At 36.6% G+C, this 19,571-nt stretch carries 11 protein-coding genes, 2 tRNA genes and 3 rRNA genes; 9 read left to right on the forward strand and 7 right to left on the reverse strand.

Annotated elements, in window-relative coordinates; translation table 11 throughout:
• The first annotated feature begins 50 nt into the window (after positions 1-50).
• From ACT53I_RS00005 to rrf, 5 genes are all read left to right on the forward strand, one after another.
• Positions 51-1,567: ribosomal RNA gene (locus ACT53I_RS00005) — 16S ribosomal RNA — on the forward strand.
• 120 nt (positions 1,568-1,687) lie between these two features.
• Positions 1,688-1,761, forward strand: a tRNA-Ile gene (locus ACT53I_RS00010).
• 13 nt (positions 1,762-1,774) lie between these two features.
• A tRNA-Ala gene (locus ACT53I_RS00015) sits at positions 1,775-1,848 on the forward strand.
• A gap of 170 nt (positions 1,849-2,018) precedes the next feature.
• Positions 2,019-4,799, forward strand: a 23S ribosomal RNA gene (locus ACT53I_RS00020).
• 140 nt (positions 4,800-4,939) lie between these two features.
• Positions 4,940-5,047 (forward strand): 5S ribosomal RNA (gene rrf, locus ACT53I_RS00025).
• The 16S, 23S and 5S rRNA genes sit together here with 2 tRNA genes alongside, the layout of an rRNA operon.
• A gap of 252 nt (positions 5,048-5,299) precedes the next feature.
• Here rrf and ACT53I_RS00030 read toward each other — a convergent pair.
• Positions 5,300-6,928: an acyl-CoA carboxylase subunit beta gene (locus ACT53I_RS00030; RefSeq protein WP_476077883.1), complete on the reverse strand. Its 1,629-nt coding sequence runs from the start codon at positions 6,926-6,928 to the stop codon at positions 5,300-5,302.
• A 439-nt stretch (positions 6,929-7,367) separates the two neighbouring features.
• Between ACT53I_RS00030 and ACT53I_RS00035 the strand changes: the two genes are divergently transcribed.
• The 3 genes from ACT53I_RS00035 to ACT53I_RS00045 all read left to right on the forward strand — a co-directional run bounded on the left by ACT53I_RS00035 (position 7,368) and on the right by ACT53I_RS00045 (position 10,375).
• Complete coding sequence (locus tag ACT53I_RS00035) at positions 7,368-8,267, forward strand: DMT family transporter (protein WP_424306038.1); 900 nt, start codon at positions 7,368-7,370, stop codon at positions 8,265-8,267.
• A 15-nt stretch (positions 8,268-8,282) separates the two neighbouring features.
• Positions 8,283-9,362: a putative type IX sorting system protein PorV2 gene (locus tag ACT53I_RS00040; RefSeq protein WP_476077884.1), complete on the forward strand. Its 1,080-nt coding sequence runs from the start codon at positions 8,283-8,285 to the stop codon at positions 9,360-9,362.
• Positions 9,363-9,595: 233 nt separating this feature from the next.
• The gene (locus tag ACT53I_RS00045) at positions 9,596-10,375 is read left to right on the forward strand and encodes a hypothetical protein (RefSeq protein WP_476077885.1); all 780 of its coding nucleotides are present in this window, start codon (positions 9,596-9,598) and stop codon (positions 10,373-10,375) included.
• A 30-nt stretch (positions 10,376-10,405) separates the two neighbouring features.
• Here ACT53I_RS00045 and uvrC read toward each other — a convergent pair whose 3' ends face one another.
• The 4 genes from uvrC to ACT53I_RS00065 form a co-directional block, all read right to left on the reverse strand.
• On the reverse strand, positions 10,406-12,196 hold the full coding sequence (uvrC, locus tag ACT53I_RS00050) for an excinuclease ABC subunit UvrC (RefSeq protein WP_476077886.1): 1,791 nt from the start codon (positions 12,194-12,196) through the stop codon (positions 10,406-10,408).
• Positions 12,197-12,397: 201 nt separating this feature from the next.
• Positions 12,398-12,862: an IS200/IS605 family transposase gene (tnpA, locus tag ACT53I_RS00055; protein WP_476077887.1), complete on the reverse strand. Its 465-nt coding sequence runs from the start codon at positions 12,860-12,862 to the stop codon at positions 12,398-12,400.
• Positions 12,863-12,966: 104 nt separating this feature from the next.
• Positions 12,967-13,443: a hypothetical protein gene (locus ACT53I_RS00060; RefSeq protein WP_476077888.1), complete on the reverse strand. Its 477-nt coding sequence runs from the start codon at positions 13,441-13,443 to the stop codon at positions 12,967-12,969.
• 23 nt (positions 13,444-13,466) lie between these two features.
• A complete protein-coding gene (locus ACT53I_RS00065) occupies positions 13,467-16,604 on the reverse strand; it encodes a UvrD-helicase domain-containing protein (RefSeq protein WP_476077889.1) in 3,138 nt (1,045 codons plus the stop codon).
• A gap of 252 nt (positions 16,605-16,856) precedes the next feature.
• On the opposite strand from ACT53I_RS00065, the gene ACT53I_RS00070 reads away from it, so the two are divergent.
• A complete protein-coding gene (locus tag ACT53I_RS00070; RefSeq protein WP_476077890.1) occupies positions 16,857-17,330 on the forward strand; it encodes a peptidoglycan DD-metalloendopeptidase family protein in 474 nt (157 codons plus the stop codon).
• A 73-nt stretch (positions 17,331-17,403) separates the two neighbouring features.
• On the opposite strand, the gene groL is transcribed toward ACT53I_RS00070, so the two are convergent.
• A complete protein-coding gene (gene groL / locus ACT53I_RS00075; protein WP_476077891.1) occupies positions 17,404-19,032 on the reverse strand; it encodes a chaperonin GroEL in 1,629 nt (542 codons plus the stop codon).
• A gap of 74 nt (positions 19,033-19,106) precedes the next feature.
• Positions 19,107-19,385: a co-chaperone GroES gene (locus ACT53I_RS00080; RefSeq protein ID WP_188618312.1), complete on the reverse strand. Its 279-nt coding sequence runs from the start codon at positions 19,383-19,385 to the stop codon at positions 19,107-19,109.
• Positions 19,386-19,571 lie beyond the last annotated feature (186 nt).

The following is a 19,571-nucleotide window of genomic DNA, read 5'->3' on the forward strand; positions in this document are numbered from 1 at the left end:
AAAAAAAATAAACCAAAGCGAAGTCAACTTTGAGTGAGTCAGACAAACATACAATGGAGAGTTTGATCCTGGCTCAGGATGAACGCTAGCGGGAGGCCTAACACATGCAAGCCGAGCGGTATTGTTTCTTCGGAAATGAGAGAGCGGCGTACGGGTGCGGAACACGTGTGCAACCTGCCTTTATCTGGGGGATAGCCTTTCGAAAGGAAGATTAATACTCCATAATATATTGATTGGCATCAATTAATATTGAAAGCTCCGGCGGATAGAGATGGGCACGCGCAAGATTAGCTAGTTGGTGAGGTAACGGCTCACCAAGGCGATGATCTTTAGGGGGCCTGAGAGGGTGATCCCCCACACTGGTACTGAGACACGGACCAGACTCCTACGGGAGGCAGCAGTGAGGAATATTGGTCAATGGGTGCAAGCCTGAACCAGCCATCCCGCGTGAAGGACGACTGCCCTATGGGTTGTAAACTTCTTTTGTATAGGGATAAACCTACCCTCGTGAGGGTAGCTGAAGGTACTATACGAATAAGCACCGGCTAACTCCGTGCCAGCAGCCGCGGTAATACGGAGGGTGCAAGCGTTATCCGGATTTATTGGGTTTAAAGGGTCCGTAGGCGGACTTATAAGTCAGTGGTGAAAGCCTGTCGCTTAACGATAGAACTGCCATTGATACTGTAAGTCTTGAGTATATTTGAGGTAGCTGGAATAAGTAGTGTAGCGGTGAAATGCATAGATATTACTTAGAACACCAATTGCGAAGGCAGGTTACCAAGATATAACTGACGCTGAGGGACGAAAGCGTGGGGAGCGAACAGGATTAGATACCCTGGTAGTCCACGCCGTAAACGATGCTAACTCGTTTTTGGGCTTTAGGGTTCAGAGACCAAGCGAAAGTGATAAGTTAGCCACCTGGGGAGTACGCTCGCAAGAGTGAAACTCAAAGGAATTGACGGGGGCCCGCACAAGCGGTGGATTATGTGGTTTAATTCGATGATACGCGAGGAACCTTACCAAGACTTAAATGGGAATTGACAGGTTTAGAAATAGATCTTTCTTCGGACAATTTTCAAGGTGCTGCATGGTTGTCGTCAGCTCGTGCCGTGAGGTGTTAGGTTAAGTCCTGCAACGAGCGCAACCCCTGTCACTAGTTGCCATCATTCAGTTGGGGACTCTAGTGAGACTGCCTACGCAAGTAGAGAGGAAGGTGGGGATGACGTCAAATCATCACGGCCCTTACGTCTTGGGCCACACACGTAATACAATGGCCGGTACAGAGGGCAGCTACACAGCGATGTGATGCAAATCTCGAAAGCCGGTCTCAGTTCGGATTGGAGTCTGCAACTCGACTCTATGAAGCTGGAATCGCTAGTAATCGCGCATCAGCCATGGCGCGGTGAATACGTTCCCGGGCCTTGTACACACCGCCCGTCAAGCCATGGAAGCTGGGGGTACCTGAAGTCGGTGACCGTAAAAGGAGCTGCCTAGGGTAAAACTAGTAACTAGGGCTAAGTCGTAACAAGGTAGCCGTACCGGAAGGTGCGGCTGGAACATCTCATTTTAGAGCGTCATTAGACGTAAAACAAAATTAAAATAAGAACTTACTCAGTTCGCTTTGGTTTTTTACTGGTTGATATATAAAAATATACCCCTAATCATTAGTAAGAGGGAAGAGATTTAAAGTCTCGTAGCTCAGCTGGTTAGAGCGCTACACTGATAATGTAGAGGTCGGCAGTTCGAGCCTGCCCGAGACTACTAAAGAATTAGAGGGGAATTAGCTCAGCTGGCTAGAGCGCCTGCCTTGCACGCAGGAGGTCAAGGGTTCGACTCCCTTATTCTCCACAGTTTTAGAGGTCTAATTTAAAAGTGACGAATAGAGCCAAAAACAATATTTGTTTATTAGACATTTAAGAAGAAAAATAGATCATTGACATTAACGATAAAGACATCACAAAGAGATAACCGAGCACTTTCGAGTGCCGAGTATAAAAATATACTAATATAATATTAGGAAAGAAATCGTTAAGGGCGTATGGCGGATGCCTAGGCTTTCAGAGGCGACGAAGGACGTGGTAAGCTGCGAAAAGCTGCGGGGATTGGCACACACGAATTGATCCGCAGATGTCCGAATGGGGCAACCCGGCATGTTGAAGACATGTCACCCAGCAATGGGAGCAAACCCGGAGAACTGAAACATCTAAGTACCCGGAGGAAAAGAAATCGAAGAGATTCCGTAAGTAGTGGCGAGCGAAAGCGGATTAGCCCAAAAGTCTTTATATGTTTAGAAGAATGTTCTGGAAAGAACAGCCATAGAGGGTGATAGCCCCGTAATCGAAAGGCATACATAGATGATAAATGAGTAGGGCGGGACACGTGAAATCCTGTCTGAATATGGGGGGACCATCCTCCAAGGCTAAATACTCCTGAAAGACCGATAGTGAACAAGTACTGTGAAGGAAAGGTGAAAAGCACTTCGAATAGAAGGGTGAAATAGAACCTGAAACCGTACGCCTACAAGCGGTCGGAGCACCTATATGGTGTGACGGCGTGCCTTTTGCATAATGAGCCTACGAGTTAATTTTACTAGCGAGGTTAAGGACTTCAGGTCCGGAGCCGGAGCGAAAGCGAGTCTGAATAGGGCGCATAGTTAGTAGGATTAGACGCGAAACCTTGTGATCTACCCATGGGCAGGTTGAAGCTCTGGTAACACAGAGTGGAGGACCGAACCGGTTGACGTTGAAAAGTCTTCGGATGACCTGTGGGTAGGGGTGAAAGGCCAATCAAACTGGGAGATAGCTCGTACTCCCCGAAATGCATTTAGGTGCAGCGTTGCGACAAGTTTATTAGAGGTAGAGCTACTGATTGGATGCGGGGGTTTCATCGCCTACCAATTCCTGACAAACTCCGAATGCTAATAAATGTTTCGCAGCAGTGAGGGCATGGGTGCTAAGGTCCATGTCCGAGAGGGAAAGAACCCAGACCAACAGCTAAGGTCCCCAAATATATGCTAAGTTGAAACAACGCGGTTGGACTGCATTGACAGCTAGGATGTTGGCTTGGAAGCAGCCATTCATTTAAAGAGTGCGTAACAGCTCACTAGTCGAGCGGTCCGGCATGGATAATAATCGGGCATAAGCATATTACCGAAGCTATGGATTTGTACAATAGTACATCTGGTAGGGGAGCATTCTATTTGCGCCGAAGCAGTATCGCGAGGTATTGTGGAGCGGATAGAAAAGAAAATGTAGGCATAAGTAACGATAAAGGGGGCGAGAAACCCCCTCACCGAAAGACTAAGGTTTCCTCAGCCATGCTAATCAGCTGAGGGTTAGTCGGGGCCTAACGCGAACCCGAAAGGGGTAGTGGATGGACAACGGGTTAATATTCCCGTACCTGTATAATAATAAAGTGACGGAGTTGGAAATTAGGTGCGTACTGACGGAATAGTACGTTGAAGTAACTGCGAGGTTACGATAGTACAGCAAGTCTTCGGATGCGCTGATAATCCTAAGGACCCGCTTCCAAGAAAAGCGATTTATACAGCCCGTACCAAAACCGACACAGGTAGTCGAGGAGAGAATCCTAAGGTGCTCGAGTGAGTCGTGGCTAAGGAACTAGGCAAAATAGTCTCGTAACTTCGGAAGAAGAGACGCCAGCAGTAATGCTGGCCGCAGTGAAGAGGCCCAGGCGACTGTTTATCAAAAACACAGGACTCTGCTAAATCGAAAGATGCTGTATAGGGTCTGACACCTGCCCGGTGCTGGAAGGTTAAGGAAGGTGCTTAGAAGTAATTCGAAGGCATTGACTGAAGCCCCAGTAAACGGCGGCCGTAACTATAACGGTCCTAAGGTAGCGAAATTCCTTGTCGGGTAAGTTCCGACCTGCACGAATGGTGTAACGATCTGGGCACTGTCTCAGCCACGAGCTCGGTGAAATTGTAGTATCGGTGAAGATGCCGATTACCCGCAATGGGACGAAAAGACCCTGTGAACCTTTACTATAACTTCGTATTGACTCTGAGTAAATAATGTGTAGGATAGGTGGGAGGCTTTGAAGCAGGCACGCTAGTGTTTGTGGAGCCAACGTTGAAATACCACCCTTTGTTTACTTGGAGCCTAACTTCGAAAGAAGGACATTGCGTGGTGGGTAGTTTGACTGGGGTGGTCGCCTCCAAAAGAGTAACGGAGGCTTTCAAAGGTACCCTCAGCACGCTTGGTAACCGTGCGTAGAGTGTAATGGCATAAGGGTGCTTGACTGTGAGACCTACAAGTCGATCAGGTGCGAAAGCAGGACATAGTGATCCGGTGGTTCCGTATGGAAGGGCCATCGCTCATAGGATAAAAGGTACTCCGGGGATAACAGGCTAGTCTCCCCCAAGAGCTCACATCGACGGGGAGGTTCGGCACCTCGATGTCGGCTCGTCACATCCTGGGGCTGGAGAAGGTCCCAAGGGTTGGGCTGTTCGCCCATTAAAGTGGCACGCGAGCTGGGTTCAGAACGTCGTGAGACAGTTCGGTCTCTATCTATTGCGGGCGTTAGAAGTTTGAGCGGAGTTGACTCTAGTACGAGAGGACCGTGTTGAACAAACCTCTGGTGTATCAGTTGTACCGCCAGGTGCACCGCTGAGTAGCTATGTTTGGAAGAGATAAGCACTGAAAGCATATAAGTGCGAAACTCGCCGCGAGATGAGACTTCTTTTAAGGGTCGTTGGAGATGACGACGTTGATAGGCTACAGGTGTAAAGGCAGTAATGTCATAGCCGAGTAGTACTAATTACCCGTAGATTTATAGCCTAATAGGTACTCGAAAGAGATAAGGTTAGCTCTTTGTGAACGTTTTTATCGATAAAAAAGGAATTAGTCTTGAAAGGGCTAAGGATTTAGATTAAACCTAAGTCCTAAAACCTAACAACTAATCCCTCATATAAAGCCTTTAGGGTGGTTTTAGCAGAGGGGCTCACCTGTTCCCATTCCGAACACAGAAGTTAAGCCCTCTAGCGCCGATGGTACTGCTAACGCGGGAGAGTAGGTCGCCGCCAGTTTTTATTTTGAAATCCTCATCATGTAAATGATGAGGATTTTTTGTTTTATCACTATTCTATCTAATCCAATCTCATCAAGCTATCATTTTGAAAGCATAATACATTAAATGAGAAAATACTCATGAAAATTGACTTGCATATATAAATTATAAACATCAATTTATATTTAAAGAAAGAAAAGCATTAAAAAGCCTCTGTTCTAATGAAGGACAGAAGCTTTTTACTTTATAATTTATTTTATTATTAAATATATTATACTTGGATTACTCCCAAATTAAACTTATCGGTAATAGGAGAATTATTTGCAGCTGCTATACCATGGGATATCCATTTTCTGGTGTCTAACGGATTGATAATAGCATCAACCCAAATTCTAGCAGCAGAATATTCTACTTTTGTTTGTTTGGTGTAGTTTTGAGTGATTTTTTCTACAAGTGCATTATGTTCTTCTGTTGTAATTTCCTTTCCTTGTTTTTTGAGCGTAGATTCTTGAATTTGAACCAAAACTTTTGCTGCTTGTGAGCCTCCCATAACGGCTAATTCTGCCCAAGGCCAAGAAACGATTAATCTTGGATCATAAGCTTTTCCGCACATTGCATAATTCCCTGCTCCAAAAGAATTTCCTGTTATTATGGTAAATTTTGGAACTATGGAGTTGGCAACAGCATTTACCATTTTTGCGCCGTCTTTGATGATTCCTCCATGTTCTGATTTAGAACCTACCATAAATCCAGTAACGTCTTGTAAGAAAACTAAAGGAATTTTTCTTTGATTGCAATTGGCTATAAATCTAGTAGCTTTATCTGCAGAATCTGAATAAATAACACCACCAAATTGCATTTCACCTTTCCCAGATTTCACCATTTTTCTTTGATTGGCTACAATTCCTACGGACCAACCATCAATTCTTGCTGTAGCACAAATGATAGTTTTGCCATAATCTGGCTTGTATTCTTCGAATTCTGATTGATCTACAAGTCTTTTAATAATTTCATAAGTGTCATATTGTTCTGCTCTAGAAGCGGGGATAATACCAAAAATTTCTTCTGGATTTTCTTTAGGAGGAAAACTTTCTGTTCTGTCGAATCCCGCTTTTTCGAAATCACCAATGGATTTCATAATTTTTTTAATTCTGTCTAAAGCGTCTTTATCATCTTTGGCTTTGTAATCTGTAACTCCAGAAATTTCGCAATGTGTAGTTGCTCCACCCAAAGTTTCATTGTCAATATTTTCACCGATTGCGGCTTTTACTAAATAACTTCCAGCTAAGAAAATAGAACCTGTTTTATCTACAATCATGGCTTCGTCACTCATAATAGGGAGATAAGCTCCACCTGCAACACAACTTCCCATAATGGCAGAAATTTGAATGATTCCCATAGCAGACATTTTTGCATTATTTCTAAAAATTCTACCAAAATGTTCCTTGTCTGGGAAAATTTCGTCTTGCATAGGAAGATAAACACCAGCAGAATCTACCAAATAAATGATTGGCAGTCTGTTTTCCATGGCGATTTCTTGCGCTCTAAGGTTTTTCTTTCCTGTAATTGGGAACCAAGCTCCTGCTTTTACGGTAGCATCATTGGCTACAACGATGCATTGTTTACCTGAAATTTTACCAATTTTTACAACTACTCCTGCACTTGGACAACCACCATGTTCTTCATACATTTCGTGGCCTGCAAAAGCCGCTATTTCTATTGCTTCATCATCATTATCAAGCAGATAAGCGATACGTTCTCTAGCGGTGAGTTTACCTTGTTCGTGCTGTTTTTGTAAAGCTTTTTCTCCGCCACCTTTTTTGATTTTGGCGTAGAGTTGATTAATTTCTGAAAGCCTGAGTTTATTTGTGTCTTCGTTTTTATTGAATTGTAAGTCCATAATTTATTTTGTGTCTCTAAAAATACACATTTTATAAAAAATAAGAAATGAATTCTGAATGAGATGTACCATAAATTTTAATTTTAACTCTGAAATTGTTTTTATGTCCGAACTGCGCCCGTGATGGAGCCATTGTTGGAGCTCTCCCGAAATGAAATGGGAATGAATTTGGCTTTCGGAAAGCGACTGGCGACAGCACGAAATTGGCGCCAAAAAAAATAAAAATTTAACTAATTTTTAAGAAATATTGAATCTTGTTTTTCCGTTATCTATAAAAAGAATTTAATGATTTATTTTTCCTAATTAGTTTTTATAGTTTATTATTTGAGCAACGCCCCGAATTTTCGAAGAAAATTCGGGGCGTGTTTATAGGAATGATTTGAGGAAACCCAATGATAAATAGAAAATTAATGATATTTTTGTACAGAAAATTTGAGATATGTATAAAACTTCTACTTTTAGGCTTCATTTGATTGTTTTTTTATGGGGATTTACTGCAATTTTGGGAAAATTGATTCATGCGAATGCAGAAGTTTTGGTTTTTTACAGAATGCTTTTCGCTTCGGTCTTTCTCTATCTATTTATTAGGATTATCAAAAAAGACAGCATAAAAGTTTCTAAGAAATTGCTCTTAAAATTAGTAGGAATAGGAAGTTTAATGGCATTTCACTGGTTGTTTTTCTTCAGTTCTATTAAGGTTTCTAATGTATCAATTGCGCTGAGTTGTCTGGGAACATCTACCTTGTTTGCCGCACTACTAGAACCTCTTATTTTTAAAAGAAAAATAGACGTTTCGGAGATTGTGATGGGAATCGTGATTGTGATTTGTATTTCCTTAATTTTCAAAGTAGAATTTCAGTATAAATTAGGCATTATTTACGGTTTAATTTGTGCTTTACTCGGAACTATTTTCTCTGTTTTTAACGGAAAATTATATGGCAAAACCTCTTCGGGGAACATTATTTTCTATGAAATTTTCGGAGGTTTTCTGGTGATTAGTTTGTATTACGTTTTTTCTGGTCAAATTTCACAAATTGGCGAAATAAGTTACCGTGATTTAGCGTTATTAACCTTATTGGCGAGTGTTTTTACAGCATATCCTATGTTTGAGTCAGTGAATTTGATGAAGTACATTTCACCATTTACCTTGATTCTTACAGTAAATTTAGAGCCTATTTATGGAATTATATTGGCTTTTTTTATCTTTGGAGAATCAGAAAAAATGAGTGCTGTTTTTTATGGAGCATCTTTGGTCATGATTTTGGCAATTGTTATTAACGGAGTCATTAAAGCCAGAAAAAAATCCAAAGAAATAGCGATAGAGAACACTCAAGAGTGATATTAAACAAATTTGATGAAAAAATATTTACCTCTTTTAATCTTTTTGTCAGTTATTGGCAACGCACAAATCGTAAGAAAATATTCTAACGAATTTCTCAATATTGGAGCTGGAGCTAGAGGTTTAGCAATGGGAGGCGCTGTGATTTCTAATCAGAATGATGTCTATGCTCCTATGTGGAATCCAGCTGGTTTAACCGAAGTAGAAAGTGATTGGCAAGGCGCAGCAATGCACGCAGAATATTTCGAATCTATTGCGAAATACGATTATATTTCTTTAGCCAAAGCGCTCGATTCTAAAGATGGAGTTTTGGGAATTTCTATTGTGAGACTGGGAGTGGATAATATTTTGAACACTACTCAGATGATAGATTCCGAAGGGAATATTGATTATGATAAAATTTCTAAATTTTCCACTTCAGATTACGCGGGAATTATTTCTTATGCTTTTCGTCCTGGTGGAAACCAAAAACTAAGCGTAGGAATTAATGCCAAAATCGTTTACCGAAATATTGGGAAATTTGCCAATGGTTTTGGGTTTGGATTTGATGCTGGAGCTATTTATCGTGCAGATTCTGGATATCAATTTGGAGCTATGCTGAGAGATGCAACGACTACTGTGAATTTTTGGAGCATCAACCAAAAAGAATTATCAGCAGTAGTAAACGGAGAAGAATTCAATCCCGCTCCAAAAGATAAAATGGAAATCACCATGCCTAAATTGAATCTAGGCGTTTCCAAAAATTTTGAAATCAATAGAGATTTAGAATTATTGCCAGAAGCTGGTCTTAATGTAGATTTTGCCAAAACCGCCGCAGTAATTTCTACCGATTTTGCGAGTATTTCGCCATATATTGGTGCGGAACTCAGTTTCCAGAAAATGATTTTTGTAAGAGCTGGACTCAATAGATTTCAAACTGTGACCGATATAGAAGACCTAAAACGCAAAGTTTCTATGCAACCAAGCGCTGGAATTGGTATCAAATACAAGGGACTTACGCTAGATTACGCCATTACCAATACAGGAATTGGCGGCAGCAATTATTTCTCGAATTTCTTTTCTCTGAAATTGGATATGAGGGATTTTAGATATTAGAAGCAACCCGTTTTCAGTTTTTAATTGCGTTTTCACCTGCTTTCGCCACTCGCTTTTTTGTTTTTTTAGATTCTTCGAATTCTCTCAGAATGACAAAAAAACAAAAAGAGCTCAAACAAAGGCTCAATCAGGGCTATTTTTCACTTACATTTTTTCGTAAGCACGTTTTTCAGAAAATTAATTTCATTAGAACTTAATTATTTTTTACATTTACTTCACTAAAATTTCTCACAATGAAAAAATCATTTACACTTGCTTTATTATTTTTCACCCTGATATTTTCTGCTCAAAATATTACCGATTACGAATACATTTATGTTCCCAAAAAATTCAAAGATTTTGAAGCGAATGAATATAATCTCAATACCCTTTTGAAAAAATCTTTAGAAGCAAAGAAATATAAAGTAATTCAAGATGACATTGTAAACTGGCCTTTAGAATTAAGACAAAATCCTTGCAAAGTTTTAAATGCAGATTTACTTAATGATTCTAACATGTTCAGAAACCGACTGAAATTACAGTTTTCGAATTGTGAGAAAAATGTAATTTTTGAAACCAAAGGCACTTCTATGATTAAGGATTTCGAGTTAGGCTATCAAGACGCGATGAATATTTCACTCAAAAATTTACAAAATTCTCAACCCAAAGAAATAGAAGTTTTAGCAAAACCAACTGAAAAAATTGCAGTAGAAACCGTTGTAGAAAAGCCAGTTCAGGCTGTAGTAACTTCTACAAATTCTGCAACTCCAGAAGTTTCCAAAAAAGCAGAAAGTTATAGCAATGGAACGATGAGTTTCCAAAAAATTCAGATTTCTAAAGATCAATTCATTTTGGTAAGTTCTAGCAGTTCTGTTCCTTTTGCTACGTTTAAAAATACTACAAAAGCAGATGTTTACAGAGTAACTTTAGAAAACGGAACTTCTACTCTAGGCTATACAGAAAACGGAAATCTAGTCATAGAAATCCCAACCAGTGATGGGAATTATAAGAAAGAAATTTTTACAGCAAAATAAAAATAAAAGCATCAATTTATTGATGCTTTTTTATTGATTAAAAAACTCCCAAACTACTTTAGCTTTAGATTTTCCGAGAATTTCTTCCAGAGTTTCTAGGTTGGCTTCTTTCACGCGTTTTACAGATTTTAGTTTTTTAAGAAGCAGTTCTATGGTTTTTTCCCCAACTCCTGGTATTTCTTCCAACTCAGATTTTATGGTGTTGTTGGTTCTGCGCGTTCTGTGATGTTTCACACCAAAACGGTGAGCCTCGTCTCTTACTCTCTGTAAAACTTTCAGCGTTTCAGATTTTTTGTCTAAATACAACGGAATTGGATCTTCGGGGAAAAAGATTTCCTCTAAACGTTTTGCAATTCCTACTATAGTGATTTTTCCATACAAACCCAATAATTTCAAACTTTTCACGGCAGACGAAAGTTGACCTTTTCCACCGTCTATCAAAATCAATTGTGGTAAATTTTCTCCTTCATCGAGCATTCTCTTGTAACGTCTGTAAATCACTTCTTCCATCGTCGCAAAATCATTCGGTCCTTCCACTGTTTTCACATGGAAAATTCTGTAATCAGATTTGCTAGGTTTTCCGTCTTTGAAAACAACACACGCAGAAACAGGGTTGCTCCCTTGAATATTAGAATTGTCAAAACCTTCAATATGTCTCGGTTCTACTGGCATTCGCAAAAGTTTTTGCATTTCTGCCATAATTCTGTTGGTGTGTCTTTCTGGATCTACAATTTGTACTTGTTTCAGTTTTTCGAGTCTGTATTCTTTGGCATTTTTTTCAGAAAGTTCTACAATTCTTTTCTTATCGCCCACTTTCGGAACGATGAGTTTAATATTAGGAATTTCTATATTTAAGTGAAAAGGAAGCAAAATTTCCTTAGATTCCGAAGCGAATTTTTGTCGGATTTCTACCAATGCTTCTTCCAAAATTTCTTCATCAGTTTCTTCCAAAATTTTCTTAATTTCCGTGGTAAAACTTTGTACAATATTTCCGTTTCTAATTTTGAAAAAATTGACATAAGCTGCTGTTTCATCACTCGTCATTCCGAAAACATCTACATCATCAATATTCGGATTTACAACCGTATTTCTTGCTTGATAGTCTTCTAAAAACTCTAATCTTTCTTTCACATTTTGTGCTGCTTCAAATTCTAAATTGGCAGCAAAACGAGACATCTCGTCTTCTAAATATTTCCTCGCTTTTCGGAAATCTCCTTTGATAATTCCACGGATTGCGTCTATTTTTTCGTCATAACTTTCTTTACTTTCAAGGTTTTCGCAAGGACCTTTGCAATTTTTGATGTGGTATTCTAAGCAAACTTTATATTTTCCATCTTCTATTTTTTTCGGGGCCAAATCTAAATTGCAAGAACGAATTTTATACAAATTTTTAATCGTTTCTAATAAAATTTTAGCAGGACGAACTTTAGCATAAGGTCCGTAATATTCACTTCCATCTTTGATGATGGTCCTGGTCAGAAAAACACGAGGGAAATTTTCGTTTTTAATACAAATCCAAGGATAGGTTTTGTCGTCTTTCAACATTACGTTGTAAAACGGCTGATGTTCTTTTATCAGGTTATTTTCTAATAAAAGCGCGTCATATTCAGAGTTTACAACAGTTGTTTCTAATCGTATGATTTTAGAAACCATAATTCTGGTTCTGTAACCGTTTTGATTTTTGTTGAAATAAGAAAGCACTCTTTTCTTCAAATTTTTGGCTTTTCCTACATACAAAAGTTGTCCGTTTTTATCGTAATAACGGTAAACTCCGGGTTCTGAAGGAAGTGTTTTGAGTTGAAGTTCGAGGTTTTCATTCATAGAACAAAAATAGTGAAAAAGTATTGAGATACGGGGTTCGTGTTTCGAGATTTTTGACTCGAAAAATTTTATGAAATTTTGAAAATTTAAAAATTTGACATCTATTTTTATTTAGCATGAATTAGGCTCCGTAGGAGCCAAAGGTTTGTAGGAGAGTAGGAGGGTTATTCTATGAAACCTGAGCTCCGTAGGAGCGAAAGGTTAATCATAAAATTCAAACAAATATTTTTCATCAAATTCCACTTCAAATTTTTTCAAAAAATCTAAATATTCTTGTCTAAAACTTTTCTTCTGATGATGTTCTTTTTGATTCAAAATATACTTTACAACATTATCTATTTGACTTTTAGAATATGAAAATGCACCATAACCTTCCTGCCAATGAAATTTTCCAATAAACCAATTTTCTTCATTAATTAATTTTGAAGAATTTGATTTAATATCTCTTACAAAATCTGAAATTTTGATGTCTAATTTATTAAATCCAACCAATAAGTGAATATGATCAGGATTTGCATAAATTGCTAACAATTTTTGTTCTTTACTTCGTATAATTCCAGTAATATATTGTTGAAGTCTTTCTCTGTGAGATTCTAAAATTTGAGATTCTCTACTTTTTACAGCGAAAATAAATTGAATGTAAATTTGTGAATAGGTGTTTGCCATTTTTGGATTAGTTTTTGGTGTCGCTCCTCCGGAGCTTTTTTTGATATCACAAATATTTCTACAAACCTTTGGCTCCTACGGAGCCGACTTTCAAAACAATAAAATTATTTCATTTCTATTGCTTCAATATAAATGGCTTTTCCTTTTGGTAAGAGAACAGGTTCTACAAATGGTTGTTCTTCTAAAATTTTCACAGAAATGATGGCAGATTTATCCAAAAGGAGATAATCTTTTTCATCTACAAAATGTTTGTTGAGCACAATTGGTAAGAATTGGTCGGCTTTTGAAATGTTATATTCGATGTAAAAATTTTGGAGATTTAATAGTTGAGTTTCAGGTTTAAAATTCATTTCCAAAACACCATTTTTACCTTTTTCTCCAAATAATTGAGTTGCTTTTTCTCCTTTAAAAACATTAATAGTTAAAATGTTATTAACATTTAAAGCACTTGCGTACAAATAAGTTTTATTTCCATTTGCGATAACTAAAGGCGCGTTTTCTTTGGAATATATACTTGTTGAATTTTGAGCAAAACTCATTTGAATAAATGATAAAACAACAAGAAATAATAATTTTTTCATTGGTTATAATTTTATTTACAAATCTACAAATAAATCAATTCAGTACCACCAATTTTTCTGCCCAAATTTTCCATTGCTTTTTGGTACAAATCAATTTGTTTTTGGTGTTTTTCTGATGGATTTCCAGTTTTAAAATCAATGATAAACCAAGCGTCATTTATTTTCACCATTCTGTCTGGTCTGTATGTTTTTCCTTCAATCATCAATTCTCTTTCGTTTAAAACTTCTTGATTTTCTACAAAATATTTTGGGTGTTTTTCGATAATTTCAAAAATTCTTTCAGCGATTTCAGATTTTTCATTTTCAGTGATTAATCCTTCTAATAGATAAGATTTCAAAACTTTTTCTACATCTTTTTTAGTGTTGATTTTCGCTAAAATTTCGTGCGTGAAAATTCCGTTTCTTACTTTTTCGTTTCTTTCCTGATAATTTTTAGAAGGCGTTGCAATCGTAATGTTGGCAGATTTTTCGTGCTTTTGAGTTAAAGAAGAAATTTGTTGAGAAATATGTTGTTTTTCTTCTTTCTTACTTTGTTTTTTCAAAGCATTTTCATCCATTTTAAAAACATCAAAACTGTCTAAATTTTCTACGTTTTTAGATTTCAAGAAATCATAAATTTCAATATTTGATGGATTTTCGTTTCCGTTTTTATCTGTAGTTGGTTTTTGGACATAAAGAAACAATTGTTCTACAGGTCTGGTTGTGGCTACATATTGCAAACACAATCGGTCGATAAAATTTTTGTAAGCATTTTCTTCGTTAAATTCAGAAATTTGATCATCGTAGGTTTGTAATTTTTTGTCAAAACCACCAATATTTACCGATTTCAAAGCGGTATTTTCTTCCAAAGAAAACCAATCCTGAATTTTACTGTCCTTATGCGCATTTTCCATCGGAAGAAAAACCACAGGAAACTCTAAACCTTTCGCTTTGTGAATGGTCATCAATTGTACCGCATCAATATTTTCCGAAGCTTGAATGCTCGTATTTTTGCCTTCTTCTTCCCAAAATTGGAGAAAATCTTTCAAAGTTGCACCTGCATTTTGGGTGTAGTTGTAAAGCAATTCCAAAAAATTGAGCAAGAAATCGGTTTCTTTATCTTTCACCGAAAATTCGTGGATGTAAAATTCTATAAAATTGTACAAATTAAGATGCGGAAAATCTTCCTGTTTTAGCGAAACTCCATATTTTTCTTTGATAAAAATTTCAATATCTTTTTTGCTTTCAATGTCTAAAATTTGTCTCATTTCCACCGAAAAATCTTGCATTTTTATTCTTCCCAATTTTTCTAATTCGTACATCATTTTCACCAAAAATCTTCTGTTTTTAGGAAAAGTTTCCCAATACAAAAACTGAATCAAAGCTCGAAGCGTTCCCGAAAGTTCAAGTGTTAAACCTTTTTCAGAAATGGTTTTAATGTAGGTTTCTTCGCCTTTGTAATTCACTTTTAGATTTCCTAATAATTTAGAAAAATTGAAAATATCATTATTTCCTCGACAAAGAATGGTGATGTCGCTAAATTCAAAACCATTATTGATGCAATTTTGCAAATCTTGTTGCATTTTTTCAGCGCAATCTTGGTAATAAATTTCCTTCAAATCATTTTCTAAAAAATGAACTTTTACACGACCTTCTTTTTCTGAATAAGCGCTTTGTTCAGCATCTTTCCCGAATAATTTGGCGTGTTCTTCATTCAGGTAACTTCCGTAGAAATGATACAATTCATTGTTGAATTTCACAATATTTTTGGCACTTCTAAAATTTTGTTGAAGCGTTTCTATTTCCACTTCAATCGGCGAAAAATCTTTTTTATTGATAATGTCGAGCATTATTTCTGCATTTCCACCTCTGAATCTATAAATACTTTGTTTAGGATCGCCAACTAACGTAAAACTAGAGTTTTCGGTAGCGATATTGTGGTCACGAAGCGGAAGAAAATTCATCCATTGCAACGCGGAAGTATCTTGAAATTCATCGAAAAAATAATGCTGAAACTGTGTTCCTACTTTTTCATAAATGAATGCAGAAGGCTCGTTTCGAAGGTTTTCATTAATCAAAACATTGAATTTTGAAAGCAAAACCAAATCGTTTTCATCTTCAATTTGTTGTAATTGGTCTTGAATTTCTTTATTGACTTTCAAAGGCAATAATGCACGCAAAATTTTCTCTTTTTTCTCTCCGAGAATATAATTTTGAATAATTTTTCTGCGATTTTCAATTAAAGTTTCTAAAATTCCAAAAATTTCAGATTCTTTGTTTTTGCCTTTTCCAGAAGCGCCTTTAGCAGCATTATTTAAGAAGTTTTCTTCGTTTACAGGAAAAGGAAAATCTCTTTTCCCCGAAGTAAATTCTATTATTTTTTTGAAAAAACCTCCAATTCCATTCGCTCCCTGTGCAAAATCATCAATTTCTAAACCGTTGTTATTAATTAAATCTAAAGAATCTTGGGCAATTTTTTTAGAATTTTCTTTGAGTTCTTTAATTTCTTTTCTGATATTATTTTTAGTGTTTTCGTAGGCTTTCCAATCGAAATCTTTATTTTCTTCGAGCCAATGATAATGCTTGTCGTTCACAAATTCTTTAGCAGAATCGAGCAAAGTTTTATTGATGTTGACACGCTCATTTTGATCGAGACTGTAATTTACATAATCCAAAAAAGCTTCGGAAATTTGTTCGTCTTCGCCAATTTTATTGAGCATTTGATCCACCGCTTCAATCAAGAAAGGTTCTGGCTGAATTTCGAGATTGAAATTCTGTGCTAAACCCAATTCATAAGAAAAACTTCTCACCAATTTTGCGTTGAATTTATCAATCGTACCGATGTTTAAAGTAGAGTAGTTGTGCAAAATATAATCCAAAACTTTCTGTGAACGTTGATGTAAATCGTCTAACGTAATTTTCTTGCCTTGTTCTTCAAATTTCTGCTGAATTCCGAGTAATTTATCGTTTTCGGTGTAGTTTTCTTGGGTAAATTCTTTGAGCCAAGAAAGAATTCTTTCCTTCATTTCGTTGGCTGCTTTATTGGTAAAAGTCAACGCCAAAATATGACGAATAGCGTCTTTTTGATAAGGGTTTTCAAGGCAAATCATCAACACTCTTTGTACCAAAGTGTAGGTTTTACCAGAACCGGCAGAAGCATTGATGGCGATGTATGGTTTCATTTTACTAATTTCTTGAAATTTTTTGAAAAATAAAAAATATGTTTAAAAAACTTTGATTATATGTTAATTGGTTTTCACGCAAAGTTCGCAAAGTTTTTTATTATAATACTTTTTTAAGGCTCGCAAAGTCGCTTCGCTCTGCAATTTTTTTTCAATTATAACAAATTGCGAGCTATCATAAAAAAAGAAATTTAGGAATAGTTTAATGTTTTATTGGGAAAAATTATGAATTTATATTTTTAATTTAGTGATATGAAATTTATAGTCATTACCTTTTTATTGCTTTCAACGTTTTGTTTTTCTCAAGAAATAGATTGTCCTGTAGAAAATGGAGTGACTTATTATAATGAATCTTATGAATTTAGAACCAAAAGAGATTGTTGGAATATTTATAGAGGCTCATATCAAAGTCCGTCAACCAAAATTCATTCTGAAAAACCAATTTCAGTAACTTCTATTTCTGAAGGAAAAGTTTATAGTGTAATTCTTACAGGCAATCTTTTAAGTATTCTTGTTAGAAAAGCGAACAATGAATTTTATGTTTATTCAAATTTAACATCTACAAATCTTAAGAAAGGAGACGAAGTGAAAAAAGGATATAAAATTGGAGAAATTATTAATAAATATGAATTCTCTGACTACGGAGATTATGTTTTAGATTTTCAATATTGGCAAAAAACAGAACCGATTGATGTTTTTGATCAATTGAAATGTATTAAGAAATAAAAAAATCCGTCCAAAAAATTTTGAACGGATTTTAAAATTTATTTTTTGAACGTGCCAAAAGCACGTTCCTACATTACATCATTCCTGGCATTCCTCCTCCCATTGGTGGCATTGCACCTTCAGGTTTTGGAACTTCTGTGATTACACATTCTGTAGTTAATAACATTCCTGATACAGATGCCGCGTTTTCTAAAGCAACTCTTGTTACTTTAGTTGGGTCTATAATACCAGCTTCTAGCATATTTACATACTCATCTGTTTTTGCATTATAACCAAAATCTCCGCTTCCTTCTGATACTTTAGCTACAATTACAGAACCTTCACCGCCAGCATTTGCTACGATTTGTCTTAGTGGTTCTTCAATCGCTCTTTTTACGATTTTGATACCTGTAGATTCGTCTTGGTTAGCTCCAGAAAGGTTGTCTAGTGCAGAAATTGCTCTTACTAAAGCAACACCACCACCAGCTACAATTCCTTCTTCTACAGCAGCTCTAGTTGCGTGAAGCGCATCATCAACTCTGTCTTTTTTCTCTTTCATTTCTACTTCAGAAGCAGCACCTACGTAAAGTACAGCAACTCCACCAGCTAATTTAGCCAATCTTTCTTGCAATTTTTCTTTATCATAATCAGAAGTAGTAGATTCCATTTGAGCTTTAATTTGGTTTACTCTACCTTTGATTTCTTCTTCGTTACCAGCACCGTTTACGATGGTTGTATTGTCTTTATCAATAGTTACTTTTTCTGCTCTACCCAACATTTCAATCGTAACATTGTCCATATTGAAGCCTCTTTCTTCAGAAACTACTTGTCCACCAGTTAAGATGGCGATGTCTTCTAACATTGCTTTTCTTCTGTCTCCGAAACCTGGAGCTTTTACTGCAGCAATTTTAAGAGAACCTCTTAATTTGTTTACTACTAAAGTTGCTAAAGCTTCGCCTTCTACTTCTTCAGAAATAATTAAAAGAGATTTTCCTTGTTGAGCAACTGGTTCTAGAACTGGTAATAATTCTTTCATTGAAGAGATTTTTTTCTCAACTAAAAGAATATAAGGATTGTCTAGTTCAGCAACCATTTTCTCTGCATTAGTCACGAAATATGGAGATTGGTAACCTCTATCGAATTGCATCCCTTCTACTACATCTACCGTAGTATCAATGCCTTTTGCTTCTTCTACTGTAATTACACCTTCTTTTCCTACTTTAGAGAACGCTTCAGCGATTAAAGAACCGATGGTTTCGTCATTATTTGCAGAAACAGAAGCTACTTGTCTAATTTTTTCGGCAGAATCACCTACAGATTGAGATTGAGATTTAAGGTTTTCAACAACTGCAGTTACCGCTTTGTCGATTCCTCTTTTTAAATCCATAGGATTTGCACCAGCTGCAACGTTTTTAAGTCCTTCTCTTACAATTGCTTGAGCCAAAACAGTTGCAGTAGTAGTTCCATCACCTGCAATATCATTGGTTTTAGAAGCAACTTCTTTCACCATTTGAGCACCCATATTTTCTACTTTGTCTTCTAGCTCAATTTCTTTTGCTACAGAAACACCGTCTTTAGTTACGTGAGGAGCACCGAAAGCTTTTTCAATTACTACGTTTCTACCTTTAGGACCTAAAGTTACTTTTACTGCATTTGCTAATGCATCAACACCTCTTTTTAGAGCGTCTCTTGATTCAATATCGAATTTAATTTCTTTTGCCATAATTTTTTTGATTTTAAGATACTAGACACAAGAGCCTAGATTTTTAAATTTTTTAAAATTTCTTGATTCTTGGATTAGCCAATGATTCCTAATAAATCACCTTCTCTTACAATTAAATAATCTTTACCGTCTAGTTTTAATTCTGAACCGGCATATTTACCGTAAAGAACTCTATCGCCAACTTTTACAGTCATTGGTTCGTCTGGTTTTCCGTTGCCAACAGCAACTACAGTTCCTTCTTGTGGTTTTTCTTTTGCGGTATCAGGGATGATGATTCCTGATGCTGTTTTAGTTTCTGCTTGTACAGGTTCTACTAAAACTCTGTCTGCTAATGGTTTAAAATTTACTGACATATGTATAATTATTTTTAAATTTTCTGTGATGGAATTCTCCAATTCTGTGCCAATGGTAATTCTGCAATATAAATTGAAAATTGAGAGATAATTTGGCAGATTTTTCTCAAATTGGAGTGAAATTTTGGCAGAAAAAAGCCACTCAATTTTGTGAGTGGCTTCAGGGTTATATCAATTATTTAAGGT

This window comes from Cloacibacterium sp. DMC96, from assembly GCF_056313765.1.